This is a genomic window from Micromonospora inositola (assembly GCF_900090285.1).
GTDB lineage: Bacteria > Actinomycetota > Actinomycetes > Mycobacteriales > Micromonosporaceae > Micromonospora > Micromonospora inositola.
Genome location: NZ_LT607754.1, coordinates 2,406,647 through 2,419,578, shown reverse-complemented (window position 1 = coordinate 2,419,578; position 12,932 = coordinate 2,406,647). Strand labels below are relative to the sequence as shown.

15 protein-coding genes are annotated in these 12,932 nt (G+C 73.2%); 9 read left to right on the top strand and 6 right to left on the bottom strand.

The genetic code is table 11. From position 1 onward, the window contains the following. Positions 1-19: 19 nt before the first annotated feature. The 3 genes from GA0070613_RS11570 to GA0070613_RS11560 all read left to right on the top strand — a co-directional run bounded on the left by GA0070613_RS11570 (position 20) and on the right by GA0070613_RS11560 (position 2,898). On the top strand, positions 20-382 hold the full coding sequence (locus tag GA0070613_RS11570; RefSeq protein WP_089012293.1) for a DsrE family protein: 363 nt from the start codon (positions 20-22) through the stop codon (positions 380-382). Positions 383-466: 84 nt separating this feature from the next. Then, positions 467-847, top strand: a complete 381-nt coding sequence (locus GA0070613_RS11565; protein WP_089012292.1) for an SCP2 sterol-binding domain-containing protein — start codon at positions 467-469, stop codon at positions 845-847. Next, positions 844-2,898, top strand: a complete 2,055-nt coding sequence (locus GA0070613_RS11560; protein ID WP_089012291.1) for an amylo-alpha-1,6-glucosidase — start codon at positions 844-846, stop codon at positions 2,896-2,898. The genes GA0070613_RS11565 and GA0070613_RS11560 overlap by 4 nt, the downstream gene beginning before the upstream one ends. 16 nt (positions 2,899-2,914) lie before the next feature. On the opposite strand, the gene GA0070613_RS11555 is transcribed toward GA0070613_RS11560, so the two are convergent. From GA0070613_RS11555 to GA0070613_RS11535, 6 genes are all read right to left on the bottom strand, one after another. Continuing rightward, entirely contained in the window at positions 2,915-3,778 is an 864-nt protein-coding gene (locus GA0070613_RS11555) for a hypothetical protein (protein ID WP_089012290.1), read from the bottom strand. A gap of 178 nt (positions 3,779-3,956) precedes the next feature. After that, positions 3,957-4,280, bottom strand: coding sequence for a DUF1416 domain-containing protein (locus tag GA0070613_RS11550; protein ID WP_089012289.1), 324 nt, complete (start codon positions 4,278-4,280; stop codon positions 3,957-3,959). A gap of 3 nt (positions 4,281-4,283) precedes the next feature. Beyond that, positions 4,284-5,132, bottom strand: coding sequence for a sulfurtransferase (locus GA0070613_RS11545; protein WP_089012288.1), 849 nt, complete (start codon positions 5,130-5,132; stop codon positions 4,284-4,286). Positions 5,133-5,337: 205 nt separating this feature from the next. Further along, positions 5,338-5,415: an Ms5788A family Cys-rich leader peptide gene (locus tag GA0070613_RS34180; RefSeq protein WP_331716730.1), complete on the bottom strand. Its 78-nt coding sequence runs from the start codon at positions 5,413-5,415 to the stop codon at positions 5,338-5,340. 130 nt (positions 5,416-5,545) lie between these two features. Next, positions 5,546-6,331: an LmeA family phospholipid-binding protein gene (locus GA0070613_RS11540; RefSeq protein WP_089012287.1), complete on the bottom strand. Its 786-nt coding sequence runs from the start codon at positions 6,329-6,331 to the stop codon at positions 5,546-5,548. A 78-nt stretch (positions 6,332-6,409) separates the two neighbouring features. Further along, entirely contained in the window at positions 6,410-7,465 is a 1,056-nt protein-coding gene (locus GA0070613_RS11535) for a hypothetical protein (protein WP_089012286.1), read from the bottom strand. A 253-nt stretch (positions 7,466-7,718) separates the two neighbouring features. Here GA0070613_RS11535 and GA0070613_RS11530 point away from each other — a divergent pair, with 253 nt between their 5' ends. The 6 genes from GA0070613_RS11530 (at position 7,719) to pstS (ending at position 12,916) form a co-directional block, all read left to right on the top strand. Beyond that, positions 7,719-8,432 (top strand): winged helix-turn-helix transcriptional regulator, encoded by a 714-nt coding sequence (locus tag GA0070613_RS11530; protein WP_089012285.1) that lies wholly within the window; start codon positions 7,719-7,721, stop codon positions 8,430-8,432. 165 nt (positions 8,433-8,597) lie between these two features. After that, positions 8,598-9,443 (top strand): polysaccharide deacetylase family protein, encoded by an 846-nt coding sequence (locus GA0070613_RS11525; RefSeq protein WP_089012284.1) that lies wholly within the window; start codon positions 8,598-8,600, stop codon positions 9,441-9,443. A 67-nt stretch (positions 9,444-9,510) separates the two neighbouring features. Beyond that, positions 9,511-10,437, top strand: a complete 927-nt coding sequence (gene mshD, locus GA0070613_RS11520) for a mycothiol synthase (RefSeq protein WP_089015900.1) — start codon at positions 9,511-9,513, stop codon at positions 10,435-10,437. A gap of 3 nt (positions 10,438-10,440) precedes the next feature. Then, on the top strand, positions 10,441-11,328 hold the full coding sequence (locus GA0070613_RS11515) for a phosphate ABC transporter substrate-binding protein PstS (protein ID WP_089012283.1): 888 nt from the start codon (positions 10,441-10,443) through the stop codon (positions 11,326-11,328). Next, the gene (locus GA0070613_RS11510) at positions 11,325-11,504 is read left to right on the top strand and encodes a hypothetical protein (protein ID WP_172875795.1); all 180 of its coding nucleotides are present in this window, start codon (positions 11,325-11,327) and stop codon (positions 11,502-11,504) included. Before GA0070613_RS11515 ends, GA0070613_RS11510 begins: the two co-directional genes overlap by 4 nt. Before the next feature lie 308 nt (positions 11,505-11,812). Further along, on the top strand, positions 11,813-12,916 hold the full coding sequence (gene pstS, locus GA0070613_RS11505) for a phosphate ABC transporter substrate-binding protein PstS (RefSeq protein WP_089012281.1): 1,104 nt from the start codon (positions 11,813-11,815) through the stop codon (positions 12,914-12,916). Positions 12,917-12,932 lie beyond the last annotated feature (16 nt).

The following is a 12,932-nucleotide window of genomic DNA, read 5'->3' as shown; positions in this document are numbered from 1 at the left end:
GCCATCCTATGCTGGCGCCATGGCCCGCACTCTTGTCGTCAAGGCCACCGCCGGCGCGGACGCCCCGGAGCGGTGCGCCCAGGCCTTCACGGTCGCCGCCACGGCGGCGGCCGCCGGGGTCGACGTGTCGCTCTGGCTGACCGGCGAGTCGACCTGGTTCGCGCTGCCCGGGAAGGCGCAGGAGTTCGAGCTGCCGCACTCCGCGCCGCTGGCCGAGCTGCTGCACGTGATCCTGACCACCGGCAAGGTCACCGCCTGCACCCAGTGCGCCGCCCGCCGGGACATCGGTCCCGGCGACGTGATCCCCGACGTGCGCATCGCCGGGGCGGCGGTCTTCGTCGAGGAGGCGATGGCCGAGGGCGCGCAGGCGCTGGTCTACTGACGCCGCGCCGACCCGGCGGATGTCCGTTCCGGGTGGACTGACGATACTGACCCGACATGTCCGGCTGCTGCCTACGATTCGGATGTGGGTGAGGCGACCGAGCGGTTCTTCGCGTCACTGCCGGCGCGTGCCCCGGCGGTGCTGCGCAGTCCGATCAAGGGAACCCTGCAGATCGCCCTGGCCACCGGAAACCGCACGGACCACTGGCTGGTCGAGCTGGCGCCCGGTTCGGCCCGGGTGACCCACGGACGCGGCCCGGCCGACGCGGTCTGGAACAGCAGCCCGGACCTGTTCGAGCGGCTGGTCACCGGCCGCGCCCAGGCCATCGCCGCGGTGTTCCGCAACGAGGCCACCTTCAGCGGCAACGTGGTGCTCATCCTCGCCTTCCGACTCTTCTTCCCCAACCCGCCGGGCACCCGCGACCCCCGGGAGACCGCCCGCGAGCAAGCCGGACGGCGGGCATGAACGAGCGGGTCAGCATCCTCGACGGCAACACCTTTCTGGTCAGCGACCGGCGGGGGGACATCGAGCCGTCCTTCGACTTCCCCACCGGGCTCTTCTCCTTCGACACCCGCTTCATCTCCACCTGGCTGCTGACCCTGGACGGGCAACGGCTGCACGCCCTCTCCATCGACGACGCGCTGTCGTACCAGACCCGGTTCTTCCTGGTCCCCGGCGAGCCGACGCACTACCTGGACGCCAAGGTGTCGGTGATCCGCAGCCGCGGGATCGGTGGCAGCTTCGACGAGGAGCTGACCGTGCTGAACCACTCGGGTCAGGAGGCGGAGTTCACCCTCCGGCTCGACATCGGCTCCGACTTCGCCGACCTGTTCGAGATCAAGCACAAGCGGCACAAGAAGGGCCGGACCACCCCCTACGTGGCGGAGAACGAACTTCGGCTCGCATACCACCGGGAGCGGTTCCGCAGGGAAGCGGTGATCAGGACGACCGCGCCCGGCGAGATCGACGGGTCCGGCATGACCTTCCGGATCCGGATCGGCCCGCACGGCGAGTGGACCACCCAGCTGCGCACCGCGACGATCATCTACGGCGCCCGGGGCGAGGACATCCGGGCCACCCTGCCGCTGGGCGGCCACCGCTCCGCCGCGGCCATCCACGCCGAGCAGGACGATCTGATCGCCCGCGCGCCGAAGCTCGGCTGCGACTGCCAGCCGCTCGCCGGGGCGTACCGACGCAGCCTCAACGACCTCGCCGCGCTCCGGTACGAGTCGATCACGCTCGGCGTACGGCTGCTCGCCGCCGGCCTGCCCTGGTTCATGACCCTCTTCGGGCGGGACAGCCTCTTCACCTCGCTGCAGGTGCTGCCGTTCCTGCCAGACCTGGTCACGCCCACCATCGTGATGCTGGCCGGCCTTCAGGGCAACCGCCTGGACGACTTCCGGGACGAGGAGCCGGGCAAGATCCTGCACGAGCTCCGGTACGGCGAGACCGCCGGCTTCGAGGAGCAGCCGCACTCCCCGTACTACGGCTCGGCCGACTCCACCCCCCTCTTCGTGACCCTGCTCGACGAGTACGAGCGGTGGACCGGGGACGCCGACCTGGTCCGGCGGCTGGAGGCCCAGACCCGGGCCGCGCTGGACTGGATCGACACGTACGGCGACCTGCTCGGCACCGGCTACGTCTGGTACATGACCCGCAACCCGGAGACCGGGCTGCCGAACCAGTGCTGGAAGGACTCCCCGGATTCGATCTCCTACTCCGACGGCCGGCTGCCGGAGTTCCCCCTGGCCACCTGCGAACTCCAGGGTTACGCCTACGACGCGAAGCTGCGCGGCGCCCGGCTGGCCCGGAAGTACTGGAACGACCCCGCGTACGCCGACCGGCTGGAACGCGAGGCGGCGGCGCTCAAGGAGCGGTTCAACCGGGACTTCTGGATCCCGGAGCGGGAGTACTACGCGCTCGCCCTGGACCCGGAGGGCCGGCACGTCGACGCCCTCTCCTCCAACATCGGACACCTGCTGTGGAGCGGCATCGTCGACGAGTCCCGGGCGGCGGCGGTCGCCCGCCATCTGCTCGGACCGCGCCTCTTCTCCGGCTGGGGGGTGCGGACCCTCGCCGACGACCAGGGGCGGTACAACCCGATCGGCTACCACGTCGGCACGGTCTGGCCGTTCGACAACTCGATCATCGCCTGGGGACTGTGGAAGTACGGCTTCCGCGAGGAGGCCGGCCGGATCTGCGATTCGATGCTGGGCGCGTCCCGGTTCTTCGACGGCCGGCTGCCGGAGGCGTTCGCCGGCTACGAGCGCGACCTCACCGACTACCCGGTGCAGTACCCGACCGCGTGCAGTCCGCAGGCCTGGTCGGCGGGGACTCCGCTGCTGCTGCTCCGGGTGATGCTCGGCCTCGAACCGGAGGGCGAGCACCTGATCATCGACCCCGCCGTCCCGGAGGGAATGGGCCGGGTGGAGCTGCTCGACATCCCCGGTCGCTGGGGCCGGGTGGACGCCCTCGGCCGCAGCCGTAGCCCGCACGACAACACCCGGGGCCACTGACCGGGATGGGCCGCGGTCAGCGGGGGCAGACCGTGGAGACGGTCAGCCGGACCCGCCCGTCGACGCGTTCGGCCACCACCGTGCGGCTCGACCGGTAGGCGTACAGCTCGGTGGTGGCGCGGACCCGCAGGGCGCCGTCGCTGAACTGCGACAGCGTGCCGGGCAGAGTCGGCCGGTCGGGCCGGCCCGGCGCCGAGACGGCCGTGGCCGTCCGGGCCGTCGCGCCGTCCGGGCAGGGGGCGGCGGAGACCTCCGCCGGGCCCGCCGCGCCGCCGAAACGACGCAGCAGCTCGGTGACCGTGTCCGCCTCCGGCCCGCCGTCGGCGGTGGGTGCGCGGTAGCCGGCGCCCAACGGTCGGCAGCCGGTGTCGGCGGTGAGCCGAACCCGGCCCGACTCGGTGGAGCGGCCCTCCACGGCGACGAACTCGCCGGCGTCGGCGCGCAGCACCGGCCCCTCGCCGGTCACCCGGACCCCGGCCCGCCAGTCCGCCGGTAGCCGGTCGGCCACCCGCTGGAGCAGCCCGCGCGCGTCGTCGTCGGCGAGGAGCACCTCCACCCCACGGGTCAGCGCGGCGCCGTCCGCGAACGGGGTGACCCGGCAGCCCCGCTGGAGCACGTCCGGCAGGAGCCGCGCCGCACCGCCGTCGCCGGCCGCCGCCAGCAGCTCACCCACCGCCCGGTCGACCACCGGCCCGGCCTCGGCCAGGTTGCGCTGCTCGCGGACGGTCGGCGGATCGTCGCGGACGGAGACCCAGGTCAGCACGGCGAGCAGGACCGCCCACGCCACGGTCCCGGCCAGCAGCCAGCGCAGCCGCCGGCCGGGGGCCGGCTGGTCGGGACCGGTCGGCGGGGCGTACCCCGCCTGGACAGCACCACTCACCGGGCCATGGTGTCACGCGGCGGCCCGCCCCCGGCGCGGGCCCGTCCGGGTACGACCACCGTCCCGTGCGGGGGCCGGAGTCGGTCCGCCTTCGCCCCGCGCCAACGCGACGGGGACGGCAACGGGGCCGGCCACCCCGGGCGGGGCGACCGGCCCCGTGGGCCGATCAGAGCGTGGGTCAGCCGGCGACCGTGACGGTCACTTCGTTGATCCCGCGGGCGGCGGTGACGGCGGTGTCGCCGTTGCCGTGCCGGGAGAGCGCCCGCAGGGTCCAGGTGCCCGGTGCCGCGAAGAACCGGAACTGGCCGACCGGGGAGGTGACCACCTCGGCGGTGAACTCACCGGTGGAGTCGAGCAGCCGCACGTACGCGCCCGCGACGACCTCGCCGGACTCGGCCTTGACCAGGCCGGTGATGACGGTTTCCTTCTCCAGGTCCAGGCTGGCCGGCAGCGGCGCGGCCTGGTCGGGAGCCGCGCAGCCGGCGGCGGTGGGAGCGGTCATGGCTCAGGCCTCCCCAGGCTCGTCGCCGAGCGCGACCGGCACGCCGACCAGCGAGCCGTACTCGGTCCAGGAACCGTCGTAGTTCTTCACGTTGCGGTGGCCGAGCAGTTCCTGGAGCACGAACCAGCTGTGCGAGGAGCGCTCGCCGATCCGGCAGTAGGCGATGGTCTCCTTGCTGTCGTCCAGCCCGGCGTCCGCGTAGATCTTGCGCAGCTCGTCGTCGGACTTGAAGGTGCCGTCCTCGTTGGCCGCCTTCGACCACGGCACGCTGATCGCGGTGGGGATGTGCCCGGCCCGCTGCGCCTGCTCCTGCGGCAGGTGGGCGGGGGCGAGCAGCCGGCCGGCGAACTCGTCGGGGCTGCGCACGTCGACCAGGTTCCTGGTGCCGATGGCGTCGACCACCTCGTCGCGGAAGGCGCGGATCGAGGTGTCCGGCTCCTGCGCGACGTACCGCGTCGCCGGCCGCTCGACGTTGTCGGTGACCAGCGGGCGGGCGTCCAGCTCCCACTTCTTGCGGCCGCCGTCGAGCAGCTTCACGTCGCGGTGACCGTAGAGCTTGAAGTACCAGTACGCGTACGCGGCGAACCAGTTGTTGTTGCCGCCGTACAGGATCACGGTGTCGTCGTTGGCGATGCCGCGTGCGGAGAGCAGCGCCTCGAACTGGCTCCTGTTGACGAAGTCCCGGCGGACCGGGTCCTGGAGGTCGGTGCGCCAGTCGAGCTTGATCGCGCCGGCGAGGTGGCCGGTGTCGTAGGCCGAGGTGTCCTCGTCGACCTCGACGAAGACGACGCCCGGGGCGTCGATGTTCTTCTCGGCCCACTCGGCCGAGACGAGTGCGGTGTCGCGACTCATCAGATCACTCCCTGGTGAGGATGGATGGTGAGCCAGCGCGCGGAGATCGAAGTCGGTGATTGTCGCACCACGCGCGGGACCCAGAGCTAGGAACGGGATCACGGGTTCGTGCGACGGCGCCGCTGCCGGGCGATCAGGGGAGCACCGGAGGGTACGCGGACCCTGCGTGCCGGTGGCCGCTAGGCGGCCGAGGACAGCCCCGCCGTCAGATGACGGGGCGACACAGGCAGGTGGCCACGCGGCACAGGTCGACCGCGCGCCGTTTGGTGAGGAACGTCCCCATGAGCAGGCAGCCTAGCAGTCGAGCCGCGGGGCGCCACCGGACCGACCAGCATCCGGGACGCCGATTCCGGCCGGAGGACGCCCGCCGCCCCCGACCGGAGGTCGGGGGCGGGAGCAGCGCGGGTGGCCGGTCAGCCGGCCGAATTGATCGGCACGTTCCGCGCGTCGGCGGTCACCGTCAGCCCCTCGGGCTTCGGCTCCACCGTGCGGACGTTGAGCTGGAAGGGCAGCGCGGGCAGGGGCACGTCGACCGAGATGCCCTTGGCGTAGTTGGCCAGCAGCGTCCGAGCCAGCGGCAGGTTGGGCAGCCCCTCGGCGTTCAGGTCGTTGAAGCGCAGCCCCACCTTGTTGTCCTTGACGGTCACGTCGGCGGTGCCGACGACGGTGAGCTTGACGCCGAGGATGTCCACCGGGGCGGTGACGGCCAGCTTGCCGCCCTGCTCCCCGAGGGTGAGCCCGGGCCGGTCGAGCAGCTTGGCCAGGCTGTCGTAGGTGATGGTGCCCCGACCGTCGACACGCTCGGCGACCACGTCGCCCTGCCCCGAGCGGATGGTGTCCAGCGACGCCTTCACGTTGCGGGCGTCCACGTCGAGCCGGGGCACGCTGACCGTGTCGCCCCGCACCGGGCCCTGCACGTCCGTGAGGACGATCGAGATGTGCTCGTACCTGCCGGCCAGCACCTGGGTCAGGAACGGGAAGCCGCCGACCTGGACCTGCGGCGCGGCGGACTGCGCGTCCTGCTTGGCGACCTCCTGCTTCACCTGGTCGGCGATGGCCCGCTCGGCGACGCCGGCCGCCACCCGGTCGGCGACGACCAGCAGCCCGGCCAGGACCAGCAGCAGGACGACCAACCCGATCAGCACCTTCCGGCCGCGTCGCCGGGGCCGTTCCTCGTACGCCGCCTGGGCCTCTGCCACGCCGCCTCCTGTCCTCGCTGCCGGTTGTCGCCCTGCGGCACCGCTATTACCCGATGGCTGGATTCCTCAACCGCCGGCTCAGAGGAAGAGCACGCACATGGCGTACGCGGCGGGCGCGGCCAGCGCGAAGCCGCCGAGCGGGCCCTGCACGTGCCGGGCCACCCACATGGTCGGCGGCTCGCCGGCCATCAGCCGGCCCGCCTCCGCGTATCCGACGGCGAGGTCGGCCAGCACGGCGGTGGCCGCGGTGACCAGGCCGATCAGGGCGGCGCTGGTCGGGGTGAAGCCGACCAGGTAGCTGCCGAGCACCGCGCTGACCAGGGTGCCGACCATCGCGCCGACGACCACGCCGGCCGCGCCGCGGGGCACCTGGGGGGCGAGCCGCGGCCAGGGCGCCACCGCGTCGGTCAGCCGGGCCACGGTGAGCGCCGCCCCCGTTGCCGTCAGGCAGATGGTGATGGCCTGGGTGCCGGCCGGGATCCGGCTCAGCACGATCAGGGTCCCGAACGCCACCACGCCGACCACGACGAGCAGCGTGCTGCCGAGCGAGTCGGTCACCCGGACCCGGTCGACCCGGCGGACGAGCTGGCCGAGCACGCCGAGGACGAAGCCGCCGACCGCCACGTACCCGAGGGGGGCCAGGCCGGCGATCTCCGACTGCACGGCGGCGGCGTCGGCCGCCGCGGCGACACCGGCGCTGACCAGGGCGACCAGCAGCAGCGCGGGCGGGCGCATGGCCATCGTCCAGGCGAGCACGAAGAGCAGCTGGACGCCGAAGATGATGAACGCGAACGGCAGCCGGTGCCCGGGCCCGGCGGTCTGCGCGCCGAGCACCAGGCCCACGCCGAGCAGCGCGGCGAACCCGGCGACGGTGAGCGCGAGCGGTCGGCGTACCGCGACCGGCTCCACCTCCTCGTCGGGGGCGTCGCCGGCGGGCTCGTCGTCGGGCCGCCGGGCCGGGCCGCCCTTGCGGAGCCGGCGGGGGCCGCTCCGCTCGCGCCGCTCCCCCCTGTCGTCGGTGGCCGGGCCGGTGCGCGGGCCCGGCGGGTAGCCACGGGAGGGGTCGGCCGGCGCCGGACGGGCGTCGCCGGCCCAGGGGCCGCGGCCGGTCTCGGGCGAGGTGGAGGGAAACACGCTCCGATCGTGCCAGACCGGGCCGCTCCGGCGGAGGTCACGGTTTCGGCAACGTTAAAACCTGATCCGCGATCAGGGGCACATCGGGCAAAAGGGGAAAGGATGCAAAGGTGAAGCCCGGGCGATCGGTTACGCTCAAGCCGTTACCCGCCCGTCAGCGACGCCGGGACCCACGCAAGTTCTCAGCGCCACCCCGGTCGGGCGTGCCGCTGGTCGCGCGCGGTCGAAGGACCGCCGGGACGGAGGTGATCGTGTGGAGATCCTGCTACTGGTGACCGCACGGGCAGGCGAACCATCCGCGGTGCTGCCGGCACTCGATCTGCTGCCGCACTCGGTCCGCACCGCGCCACGCGACGTTCGCACGCTGGTCAGCGGTCCCAGCCCGGACGCGGTCCTGGTGGACGCCCGCTCCGAGCTGAGCGAGGCCCGGGCCACCTGCCGGATGCTGCACGCCACCGGGCTCGGCGTGCCGCTGGTCGCGGTCGTCACCGAGGCCGGCCTGATCGCGCTCAACGCCGACTGGGGTGTGGACGACGTCATCCTGGCCGGGGCCGGCCCGGCCGAGGTGGAGGCCCGGCTGCGGCTCGCGGTGGGCCGGCTCAGCAACGCGACGGCCGGGGCCGGCGGCTCGATCCGGGCCGGTGAGCTGACCATCGACCCCGACACGTACGCGGCGAAGCTCAAGGGCCGGCCGCTCGACCTCACGTACAAGGAGTTCGAGCTGCTGAAGTTCCTGGCCCAGCACCCGGGCCGGGTGTTCACCCGGGACCAGTTGCTCCGCGAGGTCTGGGGCTACGACTACTTCGGCGGCACCCGCACGGTCGACGTGCACGTCCGGCGGCTGCGGGCCAAGCTCGGCTCGGAGTACGAGTCGATGATCGGCACCGTACGCCAGGTCGGCTACAAGTTCGTCGTCCCGCCGTCCCGTTCGCTGCCCGAGTCGGAGCCCTCCCCGCTGCCGGTTTGACCGTTACACCCCTTTAGGGGCCTGTTTCTCCTACGCCCTTTTTGCCGGTCCTGGTCGGTCCTAGTCTGACTGCCGGGTCAACGGACAAAAGGGGGCGACGGTGCGCGCGGTGACCACGGGGGCGACGACAGGTCCGTGCCGCGATCCGAACGGTCGGGGCTTCTGATGCCGGGGTCGACGCTACGTGCCACCGGCATCGTCACCCTGGTGGCGGCCGCGCTGCTCGGCTCGGCGTACGCGCTGGGCCGCAGCCTCGTCCCCGACCAGCCACGACATGGCACCGGGGTGGCGGCGAGCGTCACCCAGCCGCACTACGCCGACCAGCCGCCGATCCCGGCCGACTCCCCGGAGGCGACCCGGGCGAGCCCCACCCCGGCGGACGGGCAGCACCCGGCGGGCGGCGGCGAGGGGCCCTTCGGCACCCTGGTCTCCACCGGCTCCCCCCGCGTGGCGCTCACCTTCGACGACGGACCGGACCCGCGGTACACCCCCCAGGTGCTCGCGCTCCTGCGGGAGGACGGCGTCAAGGCCACCTTCTGCGTGGTGGGCGAGAACGCGGAGAGCCACCCGGACCTGATCCAGGAGATCGTGGCCGAGGGCCACACCCTCTGCAACCACTCCTGGAACCACGACACCACCCTCGGCACGCGCCCGCCGGACGTGATCCGGGCCGACCTGCTCCGCACCAACGAGGCGATCCGGGCCGCGGTGCCGGGCGCGCGGATCGAGTACTTCCGGCAGCCCGGCGGGGCCTGGACGTACCCGGTGGTGTCGGTCTGCGAGGGGCTGGGCATGGCTCCGCTGCACTGGACGGTCGACCCGTCCGACTGGACGGCGCCCGGCGCCGGGAAGATCACCGCCGCGGTGCTGACCCAGACCGGGCCCGGTTCGATCGTGCTGATGCACGACGCCGGCGGGAACCGGGCCGGCACCGTCGAGGCCCTGCGGAACCTCCTGCCGGAGCTGATGGCCCGGTTCCAGCTGGAGGCGCTGCCCACCGGGACCACGTGACGGGGGTCGCGGCGCCGGTCCCCGCGTCCGTCGTGATCGGCCGCGCGTGGGCCGCTACCGTGACGGGATGAGCAGCACCGAGCCGACCGCCGACCGTGTCGCCCGCGCCGACCGGCTGGCGCCGGTCGAGGTGGCCGAGGTGCTGGCGCTGGCCCGCACGGCCGGGGACGCCGACGGCGCGGACCCGCTCGACGAGCACGTGCTGCTGCGGCTGCGGGACCCGGAGGCGCCGGCGGTGCACCTGACCGCCCGGGCCGCCGACGCGACGCTCACCGGCTACGCCCACCTGGACACCACCGACGCCGCCGCCGGCATCGGGGTCGAGCTGGTGGTGCACCCGACGTACCGGCGGCGCGGCACCGGCCGCGCGCTGGCCCGGGGCGTGCTGGCCGCGGCGGCCGGACCGCTGCGCGCCTGGGCGCACGGCGACCACCCATCCGCCGCCGCGCTCGCGGTCGACCTGGGCTTCACCCGCGCCCGGGTGCTCTGGCAGCTGCGCCGACCGCTCACCGCCGCGCTGCCCGAGGTGCGCCTGCCGGACGGCGTCGAGCTGCGCGCCTTCCAGCCGGGGACGGACGACGAGGGCTGGCTGGCGCTCAACAACCAGGCCTTCGCCGCGCACCCGGAGCAGGGCCGCTGGACCCTCGCCGACCTGCGGGTACGCCTCGCCGAGCCGTGGTTCGACCCGGCCGGCTTCCTGCTCGCCGTACAGTCCGCCACCGGCCGGCTGCTCGGCTTCCACTGGACCAAGGTGCACGAGCGTCCCGGGTCCGCCCGGATCGGCGAGGTCTACGTGCTCGGGGTCGACCCGTCCGCGCACGGCGGCGGCCTCGGCAAGGCCCTCACCACCGCCGGGCTGGCGTACCTGCGGGAACGGCGGGGCCTGGACCGGGTGATGCTCTACGTGGACGAGTCGAACGCGGGGGCGATGGCGCTCTACGAGCGGCTCGGCTTTGCCCGCTGGTCCGGCCACGTCAACTACCACCTGGGCTGACCGGTGACCCGGCGGGCGTCGCTGTCGGGCCTGGCCACGGTGCTGCTCCTGGTGGCCGGTGGTTGCACGGCGGACGACCGGGCCGAGGGCCCGGCGCCGGGGATCACGTGCGCCAAGGGCACCCTGAACATCCAGGGCTCGTCCGCCCAGGCGAACGCGATGAGGATCTGGACCGACCGGTACGAGGAGGCCTGCCGGGGGGCCACCATCAACTACGAGCCGTCGGGCTCCGGCGCCGGCATCAGGGCCTTTGTCGCCGGGACCGCGGATTTCGCCGGCACCGACTCCCCGCTCCTGGACGGCGAGCGCGAGCAGGCCGATCTGCGGTGTTCCGGGGGCCGGACGCTCAGCCCGCCGATGGTGGTCGGTCCGGTCGCGGTCGCCTACCACCTGGCCGGCGTACCGGCGCTCCGGCTCACCCCGGCCACGGTGGCCGCGATCTTCGCCACGCGGATCCGGCACTGGGACGACCCGGCGATCCGGGCGGACAACCCGGGAGTGGCCCTGCCCCCGACCGAGATCCGACCGGTCCACCGGTCCGACTCCTCCGGCACCACCAACAGCTTCACCGACTTCCTCGTGGCGTCCGCTCCGGACGCCTGGGGCTACGGGCGGGGCCGGCGTTGGGCGGCGCCGGGTGGCGTGGGCGTGGCCGGGTCCACGCGGGTGCTGGAGGCGGTGCGCGGACGGGACGGGGCGGTCGGCTACCTGGAGCTGTCGTACCTGCGGGGCACCGATCTGCCCGCGGCCTCGATCCGGAATGCGAGCGGGCGGTTCGTCCCGCCGTCCGGGGGCGCGGCGCTGCAGAGCCTCGGGGAGCCACGGCCGACCTGCGGGTGCCGATCGAGCCGACCAGCCGGCGGCCGGGCGCGTACCCCCTGGTCCTGGTGACCTACGAGGTGGTCTGCGCCCGCGCGCTGGCGGCCGACAAGAAGGCGCTGGTGCAGAGCTTCCTGGGCTACCTGGCGAGCGGGGAGGGGCAGCGCGCCGCCGGAGAGATGGGCTACGCCCCGCTGCCCGCTGCGCTGGACCGGTCGGTGCAGGACATGGTCGAGGGGATCTCCTGACCCGGCGCCGAACGGGGCGGAGGCGAGGCCAAACGGTGGATCACGGGACCGTCACGGCGAGGTTCCGGCGCGGTCACGCCTAGCCCGACAAGTGATGATAAAGGGGACACCTCCCCGCCAGTTCATGTAATGGACAACACACACTCAGCTAACGGTTGTCCGCCGGAGCGTGGGTGTTCACCTGTCGTTCACTTGCAACGGGCGAGCCGGCTACCTCGGGCTCCTAGCTTTCTTCCCATCAGCCGGTCAGCCCGGCACCCGGCTCCGTCCGGGCGACCTGACCAAAGACGTGAAGGGAAACCCCTCAGGTGAAGCTCCAGCGGCACGGCGCCATTGCCTGCCTCGCTCTTACCGCGGTGCTCGGTCTCAGCGCTTGCGGCTCGGACAACAACGAGCCGACCGGCACCTCCGCCTCCGGCTCCGCCGCCGCGGTCGACTGCGGCAAGGGCACGCTGAACGCGCAGGGCTCCTCCGCGCAGAAGAACGCGATGGCCGAGTGGATCAAGGCGTACCAGCAGAAGTGCGCCGGCACCACGATCAACTACGAGCCCACCGGCTCCGGCGCGGGCATCCAGGCCTTCATCGCCGGCACCGCCGACTTCGCCGGCTCCGACTCCGCCCTCAAGCCGGAGGAGCAGCCGCAGGCCGACGCCAAGTGTGCGGGCGGCCAGGCGCTCAACCTGCCGATGGTGATCGGCCCGGTGGCCGTGGTCTACAACGTCAGCGGCGTCGACAACCTGCAGTTCAAGCCGGCCACCCTGGCGAAGATCTTCGCCGGCAAGGTGACCAAGTGGGACGACCCGGCCATCAAGGCCGACAACCCGGACGCCAAGCTGCCGGCCACCGCGATCCAGGCGGTGCACCGCTCCGATGAGTCGGGCACCACCGACAACTTCACCAAGTACCTCTCCAAGACCGCTGAGGCGGACTGGACCTTCGACCACGCCAAGGCCTGGAAGGCCCCGGGCGGCGTCGGCGCGGCCAAGTCCGACGGCGTGGCCAGCAAGGTCAAGAGCACCGACGGCACCATCAGCTACGTCGAGTGGTCGTACGCCGAGAACGGCGGCCTGAAGAAGGCCAAGGTCCAGAACGGTGCCGGCGAGTGGGCCGAGCTCACCGCCGAGTCGGCCGGCAAGACCATCGCCGGGGCCAAGATCGAGGGCCAGGGCGACGACCTGAAGATGTCGATCGACTACAAGACCACGCAGGCCGGGGCCTACCCGATCGTGCTGGCGACCTACGAGATCGTCTGCAGCAAGGGCCTCGCGGCCGACAAGCTGCCGCTGGTCAAGGGCCTGCTGACCCACGCCGCCAGCGCCGAGGGCCAGGCCGACCTGGTCGAGCTGGGCTACGCCCCGCTGCCGGACTCGGTCCGCACCAAGGTCGAGGCCGCGGTCAAGAACCTCTCCTGACCGTCGAATAGCAACA

Coding starts and splice junctions, on each gene's coding strand:
- GA0070613_RS11560 (WP_089012291.1), top strand. CDS start 844: ATGAACGAGCGGGTCAGCATCCTCGACGGCAACACCTTTCTGGTCAGC.
- GA0070613_RS11550 (WP_089012289.1), bottom strand. CDS start 4,280: ATGACCGCTCCCACCGCCGCCGGCTGCGCGGCTCCCGACCAGGCCGCG.
- GA0070613_RS11525 (WP_089012284.1), top strand. CDS start 8,598: ATGCCGGGGTCGACGCTACGTGCCACCGGCATCGTCACCCTGGTGGCG.
- GA0070613_RS34180 (WP_331716730.1), bottom strand. CDS start 5,415: ATGGGGACGTTCCTCACCAAACGGCGCGCGGTCGACCTGTGCCGCGTG.
- GA0070613_RS11570 (WP_089012293.1), top strand. CDS start 20: ATGGCCCGCACTCTTGTCGTCAAGGCCACCGCCGGCGCGGACGCCCCG.
- GA0070613_RS11545 (WP_089012288.1), bottom strand. CDS start 5,132: ATGAGTCGCGACACCGCACTCGTCTCGGCCGAGTGGGCCGAGAAGAAC.
- mshD (WP_089015900.1), top strand. CDS start 9,511: ATGAGCAGCACCGAGCCGACCGCCGACCGTGTCGCCCGCGCCGACCGG.